This window comes from Alcaligenes sp. RM2 (genome assembly GCF_052931795.1).
Window position 1 is genome coordinate 709,553 of the sequence record NZ_JBRFIO010000002.1, and the last position, 17,794, is coordinate 727,346.

Consider the following 17,794-nt stretch of genomic DNA (forward strand, 5'->3'; position numbering starts at 1 on the left):
AACGGTGCGAGATATGTTGATCGTGCTGGCCTGCTATGGCGTCCATGCTTCTGTGTACGCGTCTCAAGTCTCGCTGTGGGCGCAACTGACAACAGGTGGAACGATCATGGACCTGGTAATTAATTTGATGTCAGCGACCTGCGCCTCTACTGCTAACACGATGTTTCGGCTGAAAAGCGAGATCGTAGTTGTCACCCGTATTTTCAAAGAGCTGGCCGTGGGGCTGCTGGTGGGCATAACCGCCGGGATCATCACTTACGCACTGAGTGAGGCGGCACAAACAAACAAATTCTTGCAGCTGGGCCTGGTGACCATTGCGGGCTGGGCGGGTTCAAAGGTTATTGAATTTTATTCCGGTAAGTATTTTGGCAAGGAGGAGCCATGATCCTGCGACTAAATTCTGTGGGTGCCGATGTGGGGAGCTTGCAGCAACGACTGTTTAGCCAGGGCTTTAAGATTGAGCGCACGAATGTCTATGATGAGCGCACCGAGGCGGTGATTCGTCAGACTCAAGCCCGTGCAGGCCTGGTGGTCGATGGCATTTATGGACCCAAGACCGAGGCCTATCTCAAGGGCAGCGAGACGGGCGTGTACATGAAACAGTCCGATCTGGTTGCTGCCGCGCAGAAGTTGGGCGTTGACCTGGCCAGCGTCATGGCCGTCAATGAAGTGGAGAGTACCGGGACGGGTTTTATTGAGCCTGGTATGCCTCGCATCTTGTTTGAGCGTCATGTGTTCTGGCGGCGTTTGGTGGTTCATGGCGTGGATCCCAAGCCTTTGGCTCTTAAGTTCCCCGGTGTCGTCAGTCAGCAGCGTGGTGGCTATGCCGGTGGGCGCTCTGAATATACGCGCCTGGCGGTGGCGGTCGAGATCCATGTCGATGCGGCGTATGAGGCCTGCAGCTGGGGCGCGTTCCAGATAATGGGCTACCACGCGAAAGCCCTGGGCTTTGAGTCCGTGCGTGAGTTCGTCGCTTACATGCGCGAGTCCGAGGGCAACCATCTGGACGCATTTGTGCGCTTTATCTTGGCTGACCCGGCCCTGCATCGGGCGCTAGTTGGTCGCAAATGGGCGACGTTCGCACGGCTCTACAACGGCCCAGCCTATGCCGATAACTTGTATGACGTGAAGCTGGCCAGGGCGTTCAAACGCTATGAGCAATGGATCAAGGATGCGTCATGAGCTGGCGTCAAAGTACCTTGCAGTTGGCCATCATTGTGCTGCTGGGCTATGCGGCCTGGCAGTCCTATCAGCGGGCCAGCTTGCAGACTGAGATCGCCCAGGAACAAAAGAAGCAGCTCCTCGGTTTGGAGGAGCTGCTTAATAGCATCCAGACTCACCAAGCCACCATTAACTCCCAGTCGGGTGCCCTTCTTAGCCAGCAGGCCGCGCTGCGCGGCACGCTCGCTCAGCGCCAGGCCGAATTCAGGAAGCTAGAGCAACATGTTCAAGAAATACGTGAGTGGTCTCTGGGCCAGCTGCCCGATACTGTTCAGCGCTTGCGCGAGCGTCCCGCCGTCACCGGCGCACAGGCTTATCACGATGCAGTGCGCTCCAGTCGTGCCTTGCACACTGACCGCGAGCCAGCCACGGACGAACGGTGATCTGAACGTATTGCTGGACCAGGTCGAGAATGATTGGGCTGTGTGTGCCGCTCAGGTAGATGCCGTCTATCGTTGCCAGCAGGAGGCCCAGGATGCTCAAACCCGATAAAGTGCGCCAGGTCATTGAGCGTGCTAACCCGTATCTGGTCCGGGATCCAGAAAAGCTCCAGGTGTTCCTGGAGGGCGGTTCCATTGCTTGTCGTGGTAGCGCCAGCCTGTCCTATGAGTACCGCTACACCTTGAGCGTCATCGTGCAGGACTACCCTCATCATGCCGACCAGTTGATCTTGCCCTTGCTGGCCTTGCTGCGTACCGAGCAGCCAGAATTGTTTGAGAATCCAGAAAGGGCGGCAAAGCTGATTCGGTTTGATGCTGAAGTGCTTAGCTCCAGCCAGGTGGATTTGGCTTTGCAGGTTGATTTGACCGAGCGCGTTATCGTCAAGCAGGACGCGGGTGGCGTACTGACGGTTGAGCACGTAGGCGAGCCGCCACACCCACAGTTTCCTGAACAGCAGTATGAAATGACGGTCATTTACCGGCGTGATGGGCAGGAACTGGGGCGTTACACCGTCCCTGCCTGGGAGCCGCGTTTTGGCTGACCAGGACTTTCACGAGCTGGAGGCCTGGCTGTCGAGCATACTGGGCAAGCTGGAGCCTGGCCAGCGTAGAGCCGTGAACCGGCGCGTAGCAGTCGAGCTGCGCCGTAGCCAGGCCTCCCGTATCGCCGCGCAGCGCAATCCAGACGGCACAGCCTACACCCCACGTCAGCAAGGAAAGCAGCTACGGAGCAAGAAAGGCACGATCCGCAGGCGTGCCATGTTCGCTCGGTTGCGCACCGCGCGGTACTTGAAGGCTGAATCCAGTGCGGATGATCTGGCGGTAGGCTTTCGTGGGCGTGATGCCATGGTGGCTTTTGTTCACCAGTACGGTGAGCTGGCCACGTCAAACCGTGGGCGGCGTTTTCGCATGCCACAACGCGAATTGCTGGGGCTGACAGACGCTGAGCAACGGCTGATTGAAGATGCATACCTGCGCCATCTTGAGCCGTGATTTGGTGATCTGACATTGCCAACTTGCCGTCGTGGTGCATTGGGGCTTCGCCCAGCATCATGGAGGCATGGAAGACATCGCCCGCCTCCTCGCCAATCTGATCCGCGTCGGAAACGTCGCCGAGGTTGATTGTGCCCATCCGTCCCGCGTCCGTGTCGCCATTGGTGATCTGACAACCAACTGGCTGCGCTGGCTGGAATTACGTGCCGGTGACACCCGCACCTGGTCCCCGCTGACGGTGGGCGAGCAGGTCGTGGTCTTGGCCCCCGAGGGGGACTTATCAGCAGGTATCGTGCTGGCCGGTCTGCCTTCCGATGAACGACCCGCACCATCGTCAAACCCTGATGCCATCGTCACGACTCACAAAGACGGCACTCGTCATGAGCATGACGCAGCAGCAGGCCATTTGGCGACCACTGGCCTGAAGACTCGCCTTTTGCAGGCGTCCGACTCCATTACCCTCAAAGCCCCTCTGATCACTTTGGATGCCGACCAGGTCGTGTCCACAGGCAAGCACACCGTTGAAGGCTTGTTGACGTACCTGGCGGGTATGTCTGGTCAAGGTGGTGAAGGTGGCAGCACCCGCATTAGTGGCGAGTTTCGCCATAGTGGCGGTGAGCTTTCTTCCAATGGCGTCGTGTTGCACATTCACGTCCATGGCGGTGTTCGCTCGGGCGATAGCAATACGGGAGAGCCGCAATGAGTCGCTACATGGGCCTGAACATGACGACTGGCCGCGCCGTGACAGATCATGACCATCTGGCGCAGTCCATCACCAAAATCCTGACCACGCCGATCGGCTCCCGCGTGATGCGTCGAGAGTTTGGCAGCTTGCTGCCTGATCTGATGGACCATCCTTTGAACGATTCCACGGTCGTGCTGCTGTATGCGGCATCCGCCACTGCTTTGGTACGCCAAGAACCACGCTTGCGACTGACGCGAGTTCAATTGCAGCCCAGCGATCAAGAGCCGGGCCGCAGTGACTTGATTGTTAACGGCTATGAACGGGATCAGGACTGGCTGCTTTCAATTCCTGTGAGGTTGCCGTGAAAACGTCATCGCCCATTGATCTGTCGCTGCTCCCAACTCCCGAGGCTATTGAAGAAATTAATTTTGAGCAAATTCTGGCTGAACGGAAATCGGCTCTTTTGCAACAGGTTCCACCAGAGTTGCGGCCTGGCATTCAAGTAGCTATCGACATGGATTCGGAGCCATTAGCCATGCTGCTACAAGAGAATAGCTATCGCGAGATGCTATTGCGCGAACGGATTAATGAGCGTGTCCGTCGAGTTTTGCTTGCATTTGCAAAGCGAGCCGATCTAGACCACATAGCAGCGCGGTACTACATCAAGCGTCTCGTCGTACAACAAGAGGATTTGACGGCTAATCCGCCGAAACCTTTGATTATGGAATCAGACGAGGCATTGCGAGAGCGGATCCAGGATGCTTATGAGGGACTGTCTACGGCTGGTCCTCGGGGTGCGTATGTGTTTCACGCTCGGTCAGCGGATGGACGTGTTGTAGATGCGCTGGCTGTTAGTCCAGAACCCTGTGACATTGTTGTGTATGTACTTTCATCGGAACGTGACGGAACGGCCAGTCCTGAATTACTGAGTGTGGTTTTTGATGCGCTTAATGATGAGGAGATCCGACCTGTAGGGGATCGTTTGACTGTTCTGTCGTCACAGATCGTTCGGTACTCGGTGCGAGCAACGCTGACTCTGAAATCCAGCGGCCCGGGAGGGGAGTTGGCATTAGCGGAAGCCGTCAACAACATCAAAAAATACGTCAATCGTCGTAAACGCCAAGGTCAACCAGTTTGGCGGAATTTTCTAGAGCATTTGATGTATGTGGAAGGTGTCGAGCATGTCTCGCTACACCAGCCCTCCACCGATTTGTTGCTGACAGAGGCCCAGGCTGGTTGTTGTGTTGAGGTCGACATTAACCTTGCCGATCCTCCGGGTACAGGCGCGTGACCATGAATACTTTGCCTCCCGGCAGTACCGCGCTTGAACACAGCATTGCAGATACTTGCCGGTCAATCGATGAACTGCCCGTCAATGAAATTGTAGATGTGACGCGACCGGAGTTAGCACCCGAGTGGGCCTTGCCCTACCTCGCCTGGGAGGTCTCAGTCGATAGGTGGTCGGAGGCTTGGCCCCTGACGACAAAAATCCAGGTGATACGCGATTCATTTTATGTGCATAAGCATAAGGGAACAATCGCGTCGCTACGTCGCGTTGTTGAGCCGTTTGGCTATCTGCTCGATGTGATTGAGTGGCATGAGATGGTGCCACCAGCCCGACGAGGCACCTTTCAATTAGTGATTGGAGTGAATAACGAAGGCATAACGGATGAAACCTACGCAGAGCTAGTGCGGTTGATTGATGAGACTCGTCCGCTGTCACGCCATGTGACGGGATTACAGATCTCACTCGTCGGCCAAGGGGCGGCATACATGGGAGCTGCGGCCTTCTTGGGAGACGAATTAACAGTGTATCCGCCGCGCCAGAGAGATATAGAGGTGGTAATGCAACCGGGCGCAATTGGCGCCTTGCATATTATTGACACAATGACGGTGAGACAATTATGAATCAGCCCTATTTCGCAATCTTGACGGAAATCGGAGAGGCCAAGCATCAGAATGCTGCCGTGCTGGGCGTTAAAGTGAATTACGCCACAATGGCGGTAGGCGATGGTAATGGAGCCGTGCCTACGCCGGATCGTAAACAGCGTAAATTGGTTAATCAAATTCGCCGAGAAGCAATTAATCGAGCGTCCATAGATCCTGAAAACCCGTCTCAGATTATCGTAGAGCAGGTTATCCCCGAAGGCGATGGCGGGTGGTGGATCCGGGAAGCGGGCGTTTTTGACGATGCAGGCGATCTGATTGCGGTGGCCAGTCTGCCTCCTACGTACAAGCCGCAAATGGCAGAGGGGTCTGGCCGTACTCAAGTAATTCGTATTGTTTTACTCTTGTCTAACGCATCGGTTGTGTCACTCAAAATTGACCCGGCGGTGGTATTAGCGACCAGGCAGGACGTACTTACTGTCCAGACTGCACTGACTCAGCATATTGATGCAGGTGATCCGCATCCTCAATATGCGCCCAAGGCAAGCCCTGCGTTAACTGGTAAACCCACAGCGCCTACTGCCTCGGCAGCAACGAAGACAACACAGCTGGCGACGACTGCTTTTGTGCATGCTGTGGTGGCCCTGCTGGTTGACTCCAGCCCGGCATCCCTTGATACCTTGAAGAAGTTGGCACAGGCATTGGGCAATGATCCCAATTTTGCTGCCACTATGCAGGGCCTGCTGGCTAAAAAAGCAGATAAGAATGAGCTCAGTGCCTATGCAACAAAAGCCAGTCCGGCCTTAACTGGTGTACCCACAGCGCCCACAGCCTTGGCAGCAACGAAGACAACACAGCTGGCGACGACCGCATTCGTGCATGCTGTGTCAGCTATGTTGGTTGATGCTGCTCCTGCAGCTCTTGATACTTTGAAGAAGTTGGCACAGGCGCTGGGGAACGATCCCAATTTTGCTACCACCATGCAGGACCTATTGGCTAAAAAGGCGGATAAGACTGATGCCACCACTTCAGTGAAGGGGGTGACTGCATATGCGACAGATGTGGAAGCGGTATCACGTGCCAGCAAAACTAAAGCATTGACGCCGTATGGTCTGGGTCAGAATGTGCAATCAAGTCCGAATGACAGTACGGATGGCAAGCTACTCGCTGTTGGTATGGCGTTTGGCCTGGGCAGCATTGGCGCAGGCAGTAGTTACGATAAGTTCCCTTCCGATTCTGTAAATAATGATGGGGTTCCATCTGGGCTGTATTGGGCAAACAGCTCCGTAGCAGACCTACCTGAAGGTTTTGGAAGCGGTCTAATAATCCATCGACAGATAGGTTCAACTGGTGCTCAGATTTTAATTAATGGTAGCTCCGGGGTTATGTTCTACCGTGGCCGGGCAAACTCAGTATGGCAAGTGTGGAAGATGTCTTTAGCTGTTGGCGACTATGGTTTGGGGAGCACTGCTGGCTTCCCTCCTGGAGGCCGAGACAGTTTCAACCCAACAGGATTCTATTACCTCTCTGGAGCTGCGCCAGCGCATGGCGGCGGGCAGTTTTTTTTTGATATGCAGTACTCGTCAACACGGGGAGCAATGCGGCTGTCAACAGACCCGTACACGGACAGGTTTTACCTGCAAGGCTGGTTTCCAACAAATGATACCTGGCGCAATGCCTGCGAGCTCTGGCACACCAAGAACTTCGACCCCAATAGCAAGGCCAATAAAACGCCAGCATCACAGTCAGCTCTCGGCTTGATAAAGATCGCTACGACCGCTCTTGCTCAAGGGCTGACGAATGACACGGATGCACTGACTCCAAAAAAGTTGGCGGATGTGTTTTTGAAACGATCATTGACGCAAAACTCTTGGTATCAGGTTTTCCCAGGAGGGCTGATTGTTCAAGGCGGGTATGTCAAGGACTTCAGTAATTACACAATTACGCTCCCCACGGCATTTCCAAACGGTGTACTTGGGCAACCGATTGCCTGTGCTATTGGCTCTGAGGCAGCAGCTCCTGCTGCTGCGGCGTTTCCTGAAACGTCCGTTGTAATTGGGAGCCAATTCAAGATATTTACTTATACCCCACCATCTGCCGCGGGCGGACCATGGGGGACTGGACCTCGGGCCGTCGCTTGGCTCGCATTTGGTTATTAAGGAGTTCATCATGGCCATTTTCTACTCGAGCAGCCGAAACGGGTTTTACCCTGAAGACGTGCTTGCTCTGATGAGCGAATCAGCAGTGCCAACAGATCTCGTAGAGATAGAGGGTCAACTGTATGCGTACTGCCAAGAAGCCCCTTCGCGTGGAGAATATGTCGTGCTAGGTGAGGATGGGCTGCCTACCACAGTTGCTTTGCCTGGCCCATCACCAGAAGAAGCATTTGCGCAGAATGTTCGGACTCGAGATCAGCTTCTCGGTTGGGCAGCGCTCAATATGGCGCCGCTGAGCGATGCGGAGGATCTCGGCATCGCCACAGCTGCCGAGGCGGCTCTATTGCTCCAGTGGCGCCAGTATCGTATTGCTTTGGGCCGCATTAATTCAGCAGCGTCAGATATTGTTTGGCCTGTGCCACCGAGCAGCAGTACGGACGAGCTGCAGGACGAGGCCAGAGAAGGCGCGGGCAACGTTGATCGCGGCTAGCTCGACTGGGAGGAAGAGTCTCGCAGCACATAGGCAGGCGGCAATACTCACTACGGCAATCAGGGCCCCCTCCTGGGGGGAGACTGCATTGCCGTCCCCGAAATACAGGTACATTGCGGAGCTAAGGCTGCAGATGATCAGCATGTGTGTCAGATACAACGGGAATGAAACCCGCCCCAGCCATTGCGAGAGACGGGTGGACAGCATTGCCTGCAGGGCAGGGGAGAGCAGTACCGCCAAAACAATTGCCGCCGCATAGCATGACAGTGCGGTAACGCTGTCTCCCATGTAGCGCAGCATTGTGATGGGGAGCGTAGCGGCAAGCAGGCAGAATCCGGCGGCGTTGTTGCGGGGAATCCAAGCTTGCGCACTGCAGAGGGCTAGCAGCATGCCCAGGGTGAATGCCACCAAGTGTTCGTTGTGGCGTGTGGCCCAGAATGCGAATGCAGCTATGGCCACCAGTTGCATTATTCGGTTTTGGCCGGCCAGTAGCAACAGGCCAAAAATAACCATGGACCCCAACATTTCGATCCACATTGTCCAGAGTGCCGAATTGTAGGATGTGGGGCCGTCGTAGTTTGCATAGACGTCCCAGAGTCCAAATTGCAGTGCCCCCGGCAGGGAGCCTTGAAACTGGTAGAACGATTCAAGCCAAGCGCTTGATGCCGCCTGGCCAGCAGGAATATTGGCGAACAGTCCGAGTTTCATGGACAGTAGGGACAGCAGTGTAGTCGTCAGAATCGGGATGGTCAGCCGCGGATATCGACGGAGCGCCAGCGTCACGACGGCGTTGCGCTGCCCAGTGTGGAAAAAACCAATAGAGAGGACATAGCCCGACAGCACGAAAAAAACGTATACAGCCATTTGTCCGTCAGTGAAGAACGGGAAAATGTTCTGTAGCAAGCCCTGGGTCAAAAACATGGGCCCGAGGTGGCTGCCAACGACGAATAGGGCGGCCCAACCACGCAGCCCATCAAGATAATGTTCACGCATATCGCAAGTGTAAATGAACGGTAATGATTTTTTCCAGAAGTCACCTTTGGCCGGTTCAGCAACCGGAAGCTCTGGCTTGGCTGCGGACTGAGCTGCGCCGACTCCCCTATTGGGACGGCCTGGCCGCTGCGCATGGCATCGCCGTCGAGGACATGTGACAGAAAGCTTTGGATCAGGCGGAGTTATTTTTGTTGGCAAGCCAGCAATTGGTCGACTAAGCGGACCGTGGAGGTTCAATACTCGGCGTTTCTTCGTAACGGCTATCTGAGAAATCACCAGCGGTGAACTACGTCGCCATGCACGCCACCATAGAGCTGTTCTAACCCGATCACGCTCATAGGGAGGCCCGCATGGCGGCTGACTATCATCACGGTGTCCGTGTCACTGAAATTGAAGGTGGCACACGACCCATTCGCACTATTTCTACCGGCATTGTCGGCATGGTGGCCACGGCTGACGATGCTGATGCCGAACTTTTTCCTCTCAATCGCCCGGTTCTGCTGACCAATGTTCTGTCTGCCGTGGGCAAGGCTGGTGAGAAGGGCACGCTGGCACGCTCGTTGGATGCAATGGCTGCCCAGGCTTCGCCCACTACGGTGGTCGTGCGTGTGGCCGAAGGCGTAACGCCAGAAGAGACGACGGCCAATGTGATCGGTGGTGCCGATGCCTCCGGTCGCTACACCGGCATGCAGGCCTTGCTCGCGGCGCAGTCATCCGGTCCTCGTGTCAAACCCCGCATTATTGGCGCACCAGGCCTGGAGAATGCCGCCATTACCGCCGAGCTTGCCACAATCGCGAATAAGCTGCGTGGCTTTGCTTATGCGTCTGACTTGGTCAGCCAGACCAAAGAGGAGGCCGCTGCGTTCCGTGAGACATTCGGGCAGCGCGAGCTGATGCTGATTTGGCCTGAACTGATGCGCTTTGATACGGCATCTAAGAAGGAATCGGCCATTGCCGCATCCGCGTTTGCTCTGGGCTTGCGTGCCAAGCTGGACGAGCAGGTAGGCTGGCATAAGACGCTGTCCAATATCGTCATCAATGGCGCCACGGGCATCTCTCGGGATGTGTTCTGGGATCTGCAGGATCCAGCGACCGATGCGGGCTATCTGAATGAAAAAGACATCACCACCCTGATCAACCGGCAAGGCTTCCGGTTCTGGGGATCCCGCACTTGCGCCGGTCCGCAAAGCCTCTATCCCTTTGAGAACTACACGCGCACGGCGCAAGTCCTGGCCGACACGATGGCCGAGGGCCATATGTGGGCGGTTGACGGTCCGATGAACCCATCCTTGATCAAGGACATCATCGAAGGGATCAATGCCAAGTTCCGTGAGCTGAAGTCCCTGGGCTACATCATTGATGGCCAGGCCTGGTTTGATGAGGAGCCCAACACCGCTGAGGTACTGCAGTCGGGCAAGGCCTACATCGACTACGACTACACGCCGGTCCCACCGCTGGAAAACCTGAATTTCCGTCAGCGCATCACTAACCGCTACCTAGTTGACTTCGCTCAGCGCGTCTCCCAGGCGGCATAACAGGGGCTAACGATGGCATTACCTGCAAAGCTCAAGAATTTCAATTTGTTCAACGAAGGTCAGAACTACATTGGCCAGGTCGAAGAGATCGTCTTGCCCAAGTTGACCGCAAAGATGGAAGAGTGGCGCGGTGGCGGCATGGACGTGCCTGTCGACATCGACTTTGGCATGGAGAAAATGACGATGGAGTGGACCGTGGGCGGTTTTGACCCCCAGGTGTTCCGTCAATTTGGATCTATGACACATGGCTCCTTCGGCCTGCGTTTCGCCGGTGCCGTGCAAAGCGATGATGTGGCCGAAGTGAAAGCACTCGAAATCGTGGTGCGTGGCCGTCACAGCGAGATCGACATGGGCACAGCCAAGGCCGGTGAAGATACCAAGAAGAAGATCACGACCTCACTGAGCTACTACAAGCTCACGCTCAATGGCGAAGAGCTGATCGAGATTGACGCCATCAATCTGATCAAACGCATTGGTGGCAATGATCTGAGCCAGGGCATCCGTGCCGCTCTGGGCCTGTAAACCTTTTTTCACGAGAGAAAACCATGAAAGACGAAACGACCCAGACACAAACCCCGGTCGCTACCCAGCCTGGCCAGGTCGAGCTGGAGACCACCATCAAGCGCGGAGCAGACGTGATCACGCATGTGCAGTTGCGCAAACCCAAGTCCGGCGAGCTGCGCGGTTTGAACTTGGCCAACCTGGCCAACCTGGATGTGTCCAGTCTGATCAAGCTGATTCCACGTATCAGTCAGCCAGCGCTGGTAGAGCAGGAGGTGGCAAATTTGGATCCGGCTGATTTGACTGCTTTGGGTGTGGAAGTTGCCACTTTTTTGGCACCGAAGAAGCTGCAGCAGGACTTCCAATAAGTGTGGATGAGATCATGGCCGACTTGGCCGTGGTCTTTCACTGGCCGCCGTCGGCCATGACAGACATGACCGTGTCTGAACTGATGGACTGGCATGAACGCGCCCGCGAGCGCACTCAGCCCGAATCCTGACGGATGTAGGGTCTGGAATCGACATGAGCAAGACTCTACAACTCAAAATTCTCACTGCCCTGCAAGACAAGATCTCCGCTCCACTTCAGAGGATCCGAGGCGGGGCAGGCACATCCTCTCAATCCCTGAAGCAATTACGCGACCGGCTGCGCGGCCTGGAGGCCACCCAAAAGGACGTAGGCCGCTTTCGAGAGCTGTCGGCTGGACTCAATCAAACTAAAACAGAGCTGCAGCAGGCCCAGGGCCGGGTGCAGCAGTTAGCACGCGCAATGGGCGGGGTAGCACAGCCTACCCGAGCGATACAGCAAGAGTTCAAGCGTGCCGTGGCAGACGCGCAGCGACTTAAACAGACGCATGGCCAGCAAAGCACTGAGCTGCAGACATTGCGTACCAGACTCAACTCTGCTGGCATGTCGACCCGTCAACTGGCCTCTGGCGAACGAGAGCTGCGCTCAAACATCGCTCAAACCAATCGTGCGTTGACTGAACAGAAAACGCGCTTGGAGCAGGTCGCCCGGCAGCAGCAGCGTGTCAATGAAGCAAAAGAGCGTCTGGCTCGCGGCCAAGCCCTGACTTCAAGCATGGCGGCCACCGGCGCGACTGGCCTTGCAGTGGGTACTAGTGCGCTGTATTCCGGCGCGAAGATGATGGCGCCTGGTCTTGAGTTTGATGCCACCATGAGTAAGGTGCAGGCTTTATCTCGCTTGGGTACAGAAGATGAGGCATTGGCGGCACTGCGAAGGCAAGCGCGGGAGCTGGGTGCAGACACCATGTTCAGCGCCACTGAGGCAGCGCAAGGGCAAAGCTTCTTTGCGATGGCTGGATTCAAGCCCGAGGACATCATCGCCTCGATGCCTGCCATGCTGGATGTTGCAAAGGCGGGGGACATGGATCTGGCTCAGACGGCAGACATCGCCTCCAATATTTTGACGGGCTTTAGCCTGCAGGCAAGTGACATGACGCGAGTCGGTGACGTGCTTACAGCTGCGTTCACCAGGTCAAATACCTCTCTGTATATGCTTGGCGAGACCATGAAGTATGCGGCACCGAATGCCGCCGCCTACGGTCAAGACATCGAAATCATGGCCGCAGCAGCCGGGAAACTGGGTGATGCTGGTATTCAGGGGTCAATGGGTGGTACTGCCTTACGGGCAATCCTGAGCCGTCTTGCAGCTCCGCCCAAAGAAGCGGCTAAAGCGCTGGACCAATTGGGCATCAAGGTAAAGGACGCGCAGGGCAACATGCGTCCTTTGCCGGACTTGTTGGAAGAGATCCACGACCGCACAAAGAAAATGGGCAATGTTCAGCGGGGGGGCCTGCTTAAACATATCGCCGGTGAGGAAGCGGGTGCTGCGATGACGGTACTGACGCAGCAAGCTGGCAGCGGTGAACTGCAGGCACTAATTGCAATTCTTCGGGAAGCGCAAGGTGAAGCTTCAGCAACAGCCAAAACAATGGGCGATAACCTGGTAGGCGATTTGGACGAGCTGAGCAGCGGCTGGGAAGATCTGGGCATTCAGTTGCAGGAGCAGCAGAACGGAGCTTTGCGCGGCCTGGTGCAGTCTGTCACAGGACTTGTTGGGAGCATCAAAGCATGGACTGTTGCGAATCCTGAACTGACTTCGGGCCTGATTCGCGTGGCCGCTGTTCTGGCGGTCGTTATCGCTGCCGGTGGCGCGTTGACGCTTATGCTGGCCTCCATTCTTGGCCCGATAGTCATGGTTCGGTTTGGGCTCAGTATGCTGGGGATCAAGGGAGGAGGCGCGTTATCTCTGCTTGCGAAAGTGGGTGGTAGTGCTTTTTCAATGCTGGCGCGTGGCTTTCTTGCGTTCAGTCGCTTGTTGCTACTCAATCCCATTGGCTTGGCAATCACTGCAATAGCGCTTGGTGCTTACTTGATCATCAAGTACTGGGAGCCAATCCGGCAGTTCTTCGCTGGGTTATGGAGCCAGATTCGGTCCGCATTTGACCAAGGTGTAGGTGCTGTAATTTCACTCCTGGTGAATTGGTCGCCTCTGGGCTGGGTCTACAAGGCTTGGGCCGGGGTGATGCGCTACCTGGGCATTGAGTTACCCAGCTCGTTGAGTGAAGCAGGTATGGCAATGCTGCGCGGCCTGGGCGATGGTGCAAGCCGTGCCTGGTCGGCAGTGCAGGGGCTATTCACAAAGTTCTGGTCTGATTTGTCGCTGGGAGCCTCGGGAGGCTTGGCAGGTATTGGTGCCGTCATTCTTAATTGGTCACCATTGGGCTTGTTCTACCAGGTTATGTCTGGCGTCATGTCCTACTTCGGTGTGGAGCTGCCAGAGAAGTTTACGGGGTTTGGTTCGATGATGCTGTCGGGCTTGGTGAACGGGATCCAAGGTATGGCCGGTGCTGTAAAGGATTCAATTACCGGCCTGGGCGACCAGGTCACTGGCTGGTTCAAAGAAAAGCTGGGGATTCACTCGCCCAGCCGTGTCTTTATGGGCTTTGGCCAGAACATCTCCGAGGGTGCGGCTATCGGTGTGACGCAGCGTAAGCCGACTGTAGGCAAGGCTGTAAAGGGACTTGTTGCAACAGTGCTATCTGCCGGTGTGGCAATGGCTGCTGGCGCTAATCCCTTGCAAGCCCAGGCACACAAGTACATCTCTAAAGCGGTTGAGGCAGTGGAGCAGGCTAAGCCACTGGAGAAACTACAGGAGCTGCGTGAACGGAGTCGAACGGTTCCAAAAGCGCGAAAGCCAATCGTTCGCAAGGAACCTATCCCACAACTGGTGAAAGATGAGGGGACGATACGCTGGCAGGAAAAGCTACCTGTATTGCCGCCGCCGGTGGTCCCTACTGTCAATGATGCGGGTAGTCAGCCCGTCTCTATGCTGGATCAATTACGCGAGCGTCTGGGCAGTTTCTTGGCCCCAGCCGGTGATGTTCTTTCTCGCGTTGGCCAGACCGTGGAGCAGGCCTTGCAGCGTGTGGGTGCTTTGGTGTTCGACACTCGGCCATCAATCCAGCACCAGGTCCAGCAGAACACCTATAGACAAGAGTCCACGAACTCTCGGTATAGCCAGGGAGGCGATCACATCGAGATCAATATTTATCCGCAGGCTGGTCAAAGTCCGACGGACATCGCACAGGCAGTGCGCCTGGAGCTGGAGCGGTACAAGAACGAGCAGCGTGCTCGGCAGCGTTCCAGCCTAACCGACTATTGAGGATTCCAAAATGATGATGGCATTGGGTCTGTTCATGTTCGGAATGAACACGGCAGCGTATCAAACTCTAGAGCGGCAGACATCCTGGCGTCACGCTCAAAGCAGTCGTGTAGGTGCCAGAGCTGCTTTTCAGTACCTGGGCGTAGGCGACGAAACCATTACTTTGCCTGGGTGGCTCGCCCCTGGCCAGATGGGCATGGCAGCGTCTATCAGTTTCTTACGGAACATGGGTGATACGGGTAAGGCCTTCACTTTGGTGGATGGCCTGGGTTTTTTCCATGGGGTTTATGTGATTACGAACCTGACGGAAAGCCAGTCCGTACACAATCATTTTGGTCAGGCTCGTCGTATCGAGTTCAGTGTGTCCTTGACTCGCATTGATGAAGATAAAGCCGATGCCTTCCTGGGCGATTTAAAACTCCCATCACACGTATTACTGTAAGGCGGCATGCTTTATGAATCCCCTTTATCCTCGTGCGGTTTGGCGCGTGCTGTTGGATGGTAAAGATCTGGCACCGGCGCTTAATCCGCGTTTGATCAGTCTGTCGATTCGAGAATGTCGTGGTGATGAGGCTGACCAGCTCGACATTACCCTTAGTGATCACGATGGCTTGTTGGAGATTCCGCCATTGGGAGCCGTGCTTGCAGTCTCAATTGGCTGGAGTCATATCGGCCTGGTCGACAAAGGTACGTTTACGGTAGACGAGCTGACGCATAGCGGCACACCCGACATCATCACGTTGCGTGGCCGCTCTGCGGATATGACCAGTCCGCTACGCACACGTACTGAGCGCAGCTTTCATAAGAAGACCGTGAAGGAAATTGTGGAGGCTTTCGCGGCAGATCATGGCTTAAAGCCCGTTGTGGATCCGGTGTTCGCAAAGATCAAGGTGGAGCACATTGATCAAACCAATGAGTCTGACCTGGCTTTCTTGAATCGTATTGGTAAGCGCTACGATGCCGTGGCCAACGTCAAAGATGGGCGACTGGTGTTCTTGGTGATTACTGGAGCTAGAACTCAGAACGGGCAACAGATGCCTTTGCTGGAGCTGGTACGAAGTGATGGGGATAGCCATAGCTTTCATCAGGTGGGGCGGGATTCGTACACCGGCGTTAAAGCAATGTGGCTTGATACCCGTAAAAGTAAGAAGCGCTCTGTGGTCGTAGGGGTTCTGGGCAATGCAAAGCACCTGCGCGAGACATATGCCAACGAGACAGACGCTTTACAGGCTGCACAGGCTGAGTGGCAGCGGATCCGTCGCGGTATAGCAAGTATGAAATTCAGTATGGCAGTGAGCCGTCCCGAAATGACCCCACAGTCTCGGGTTAAATTTACGAATATGAAACCGCCTATTCGGGAGATCGAGTGGCTTGTGAAAAACTTGGAGCACAGTCTGGATGGTTCTGGTGGTTTACGGCTGACCCTAGATCTGGAAACTCAGGAAGTCGAAGAGCCGGATAGCCAAGAAGAAAACCAATAAAGCTAGAATAGGCCCCTTCTTAAAGGGGCTATGTTTTTAAGTGTTTGAAATTAAAATACAAATATCCAGCTGACGTGATGTGCGATTAATCCTGCACCGTTTTTTTTATTTCAACCAGTTGGTCGGCTTCCAGTGGCGTGGCTTCTGCCAGAAGCTCTCTTAAATAATCACGGTATGGCGCTGCCTCTGCGGGCAGTTCACCAAAAAGATAATGCACGTTCATTCGGGTCTTACAGCTCGTTAGTTGAAGAAAACAAAATGTTATAAAAGATTACTTTATTAACGTCAGCCAGGTCTATTAACGAGGGAAAGTAATGCGTCTTATGTTTCGTGGTGTTGTAGCTCTTTGGATGGTGCTGTTTGTATCAATGGCTTTAGCTCAGCAGTGGTATGAAGGAGGCACCTTACACGATGCAAGCTTGCAAGAGTGGAAGCAGGCGACTCCAGAAAATAAGTTAGCCACCATCGCGGATATGGTATTGGCTGCCTACAATCGAGAAAATTTTGTTCCACTTATACAGAACACTATTAGTAGTGGCCGCATGCCAGCGATCAAGAAAATTGCTCAAACTTTAGTAGCTCAGATGGATCATGTAGCGAACGATCCTAAAATTGTGGCTCCTGACCATATGGTGGTTGAGGTAGTGCTCATGCTGATGATGGCTAACGAGATGCTGGCAGGTGGTGGATGATCAAGTCTCATAACGTCCGCTTTTGGCCCTGAGTTGTCTATCGCGAGCGGAGCGACTTTTCTGACTCGTAAAAGCCTTCTAACTGTTTAAAATTTTGCTAATAAAAACAATGGACTTTGATGATCTTCCCCAGTATTGCGACTATCTCGGAGACAAGGGTGTCCGAATGGTTGATCGGATCGTTTCTGATGAACTCAAGTGGATTTTTAGAGATCTACGAAAAGCAGATTTGGGAATTGACGCACAAATCGAGCTTGTGAGTTCTGATCAACGTGGAACCGGTAGGTTAATTGCGGCGCAGATTAAGTGCGGATCAAGTTATTTTTCAGAGCTAACGGCTACCGGCATCGTCTTTAGAGGGCAGACGAGGCACCTAAAATACTGGATCGAGCATTCGCTCCCTGTCTTGATTATTCTTTGTAGTCCTGACAGTGGCGAATGTTATTGGCAAGAGGTCAGTAGCGCCAATACAGAGGTTTTTTCCAAGGGTTGGAAAGTGATCGTTCCATTTAAAAATCTTTTAGGACGTGACTCCGAGTATGAGCTGAGAAGTATTGCCGGCCGGGCGCAACATAGCGATATTGTGGAGGTCCTTCTATATCGGTTTTTGCACGAAAAGTATACGGGGGAGATTTATATATGCACAATTATGGAGCTTCCTAGAGACTATCACTTATACGCATACCTCGCGAAGATTGCTGGCGAGCTCGTAATGATAGATTTGCTCCATGACCATTACGGGCACATCAGTGTTGAGCAACTTGCTGAAATCATCAAATACAAGAGTGGCAATGAAATGCAGTGCGGTGCGACCAAGCTACATATCTACGTTTCTAGTGAGTCAAGCAATGCCCTGCGCTTCACACCTGAAGTGAAACAATACATAGCCTCTCAGCCTGGGGTGACTGTCTTTCCGGTGCTTTACGAGAGATCGCCATTTCTTTGGCTCTCGGAGTTCAATCCAGATTCGATCTACGAATGTTGGTCATGATTATTTCCCGGCTTTGAGCTTATCCTGCTTATAGACTGCAAT

General features: G+C 54.5%; 22 protein-coding genes. 20 read left to right on the plus strand and 2 right to left on the minus strand.

The features are described from left to right. Positions 1-13 precede the first annotated feature (13 nt). The 11 genes from ACU6HM_RS10045 (at position 14) to ACU6HM_RS10095 (ending at position 7,872) form a co-directional block, all read left to right on the plus strand. Complete coding sequence (locus ACU6HM_RS10045) at positions 14-385, plus strand: hypothetical protein (protein ID WP_264672127.1); 372 nt, start codon at positions 14-16, stop codon at positions 383-385. Continuing rightward, a complete protein-coding gene (locus ACU6HM_RS10050; RefSeq protein ID WP_446763743.1) occupies positions 382-1,182 on the plus strand; it encodes an N-acetylmuramidase domain-containing protein in 801 nt (266 codons plus the stop codon). The genes ACU6HM_RS10045 and ACU6HM_RS10050 overlap by 4 nt, the downstream gene beginning before the upstream one ends. A 261-nt stretch (positions 1,183-1,443) precedes the next feature. After that, positions 1,444-1,713 carry an Rz1-like lysis system protein LysC gene (gene lysC, locus ACU6HM_RS10055; RefSeq protein WP_115634168.1) on the plus strand — a complete coding sequence of 90 codons (270 nt, stop codon included), beginning with the start codon at positions 1,444-1,446 and terminating at the stop codon, positions 1,711-1,713. After that, positions 1,697-2,203, plus strand: a complete 507-nt coding sequence (locus ACU6HM_RS10060; RefSeq protein ID WP_446763744.1) for a phage tail protein — start codon at positions 1,697-1,699, stop codon at positions 2,201-2,203. The genes lysC and ACU6HM_RS10060 overlap by 17 nt, the downstream gene beginning before the upstream one ends. After that, positions 2,196-2,654: a phage virion morphogenesis protein gene (locus ACU6HM_RS10065; protein WP_446763745.1), complete on the plus strand. Its 459-nt coding sequence runs from the start codon at positions 2,196-2,198 to the stop codon at positions 2,652-2,654. Before ACU6HM_RS10060 ends, ACU6HM_RS10065 begins: the two co-directional genes overlap by 8 nt. Positions 2,655-2,721: 67 nt before the next feature. Beyond that, positions 2,722-3,357, plus strand: coding sequence for a phage baseplate assembly protein V (locus ACU6HM_RS10070; protein ID WP_446763746.1), 636 nt, complete (start codon positions 2,722-2,724; stop codon positions 3,355-3,357). Then, positions 3,354-3,704, plus strand: a complete 351-nt coding sequence (locus tag ACU6HM_RS10075) for a GPW/gp25 family protein (RefSeq protein WP_446763747.1) — start codon at positions 3,354-3,356, stop codon at positions 3,702-3,704. The genes ACU6HM_RS10070 and ACU6HM_RS10075 overlap by 4 nt, the downstream gene beginning before the upstream one ends. Continuing rightward, entirely contained in the window at positions 3,701-4,630 is a 930-nt protein-coding gene (locus ACU6HM_RS10080; protein ID WP_446763748.1) for a baseplate J/gp47 family protein, read from the plus strand. The genes ACU6HM_RS10075 and ACU6HM_RS10080 overlap by 4 nt, the downstream gene beginning before the upstream one ends. 2 nt (positions 4,631-4,632) lie before the next feature. Next, positions 4,633-5,247, plus strand: coding sequence for a phage tail protein I (locus ACU6HM_RS10085; protein WP_446763749.1), 615 nt, complete (start codon positions 4,633-4,635; stop codon positions 5,245-5,247). Then, complete coding sequence (locus tag ACU6HM_RS10090; RefSeq protein ID WP_446763750.1) at positions 5,244-7,385, plus strand: phage tail protein; 2,142 nt, start codon at positions 5,244-5,246, stop codon at positions 7,383-7,385. Before ACU6HM_RS10085 ends, ACU6HM_RS10090 begins: the two co-directional genes overlap by 4 nt. Before the next feature lie 10 nt (positions 7,386-7,395). Further along, complete coding sequence (locus ACU6HM_RS10095) at positions 7,396-7,872, plus strand: tail fiber assembly protein (protein ID WP_446763751.1); 477 nt, start codon at positions 7,396-7,398, stop codon at positions 7,870-7,872. Here the strand turns inward: ACU6HM_RS10095 and ACU6HM_RS10100 are convergent. Next, a complete protein-coding gene (locus tag ACU6HM_RS10100; protein WP_446763752.1) occupies positions 7,780-8,865 on the minus strand; it encodes an acyltransferase family protein in 1,086 nt (361 codons plus the stop codon). The two genes, ACU6HM_RS10095 and ACU6HM_RS10100, sit on opposite strands and share 93 nt — an antisense overlap. Positions 8,866-9,215: 350 nt before the next feature. On the opposite strand from ACU6HM_RS10100, the gene ACU6HM_RS10105 reads away from it, so the two are divergent. From ACU6HM_RS10105 to ACU6HM_RS10135, 7 genes are read left to right on the plus strand one after another with little or no spacing between them, the layout of a single operon-like run. After that, entirely contained in the window at positions 9,216-10,400 is a 1,185-nt protein-coding gene (locus tag ACU6HM_RS10105) for a phage tail sheath protein (RefSeq protein WP_446763753.1), read from the plus strand. 12 nt (positions 10,401-10,412) lie between these two features. Continuing rightward, complete coding sequence (locus ACU6HM_RS10110; protein ID WP_115634157.1) at positions 10,413-10,922, plus strand: phage major tail tube protein; 510 nt, start codon at positions 10,413-10,415, stop codon at positions 10,920-10,922. Positions 10,923-10,945: 23 nt separating this feature from the next. After that, entirely contained in the window at positions 10,946-11,269 is a 324-nt protein-coding gene (locus ACU6HM_RS10115; RefSeq protein WP_446763754.1) for a phage tail assembly protein, read from the plus strand. 14 nt (positions 11,270-11,283) lie between these two features. Then, positions 11,284-11,400 carry a GpE family phage tail protein gene (locus ACU6HM_RS10120; protein ID WP_115634321.1) on the plus strand — a complete coding sequence of 39 codons (117 nt, stop codon included), beginning with the start codon at positions 11,284-11,286 and terminating at the stop codon, positions 11,398-11,400. A gap of 23 nt (positions 11,401-11,423) precedes the next feature. Further along, on the plus strand, positions 11,424-14,588 hold the full coding sequence (locus ACU6HM_RS10125) for a phage tail tape measure protein (RefSeq protein WP_446763755.1): 3,165 nt from the start codon (positions 11,424-11,426) through the stop codon (positions 14,586-14,588). A gap of 10 nt (positions 14,589-14,598) precedes the next feature. Continuing rightward, complete coding sequence (locus ACU6HM_RS10130) at positions 14,599-15,030, plus strand: phage tail protein (RefSeq protein WP_446763756.1); 432 nt, start codon at positions 14,599-14,601, stop codon at positions 15,028-15,030. 13 nt (positions 15,031-15,043) lie between these two features. Then, the gene (locus ACU6HM_RS10135; RefSeq protein ID WP_446763757.1) at positions 15,044-16,069 is read left to right on the plus strand and encodes a contractile injection system protein, VgrG/Pvc8 family; all 1,026 of its coding nucleotides are present in this window, start codon (positions 15,044-15,046) and stop codon (positions 16,067-16,069) included. 85 nt (positions 16,070-16,154) lie between these two features. Here ACU6HM_RS10135 and ACU6HM_RS10140 read toward each other — a convergent pair whose 3' ends face one another. Continuing rightward, on the minus strand, positions 16,155-16,292 hold the full coding sequence (locus tag ACU6HM_RS10140; protein WP_446763758.1) for a hypothetical protein: 138 nt from the start codon (positions 16,290-16,292) through the stop codon (positions 16,155-16,157). 91 nt (positions 16,293-16,383) lie between these two features. On the opposite strand from ACU6HM_RS10140, the gene ACU6HM_RS10145 reads away from it, so the two are divergent. Both ACU6HM_RS10145 and ACU6HM_RS10150 read left to right on the plus strand, forming a co-directional pair. After that, the gene (locus ACU6HM_RS10145; protein ID WP_446763759.1) at positions 16,384-16,761 is read left to right on the plus strand and encodes a hypothetical protein; all 378 of its coding nucleotides are present in this window, start codon (positions 16,384-16,386) and stop codon (positions 16,759-16,761) included. A gap of 109 nt (positions 16,762-16,870) precedes the next feature. Next, positions 16,871-17,752 carry a DUF4365 domain-containing protein gene (locus ACU6HM_RS10150; RefSeq protein ID WP_446763760.1) on the plus strand — a complete coding sequence of 294 codons (882 nt, stop codon included), beginning with the start codon at positions 16,871-16,873 and terminating at the stop codon, positions 17,750-17,752. Positions 17,753-17,794: the final 42 nt, after the last annotated feature.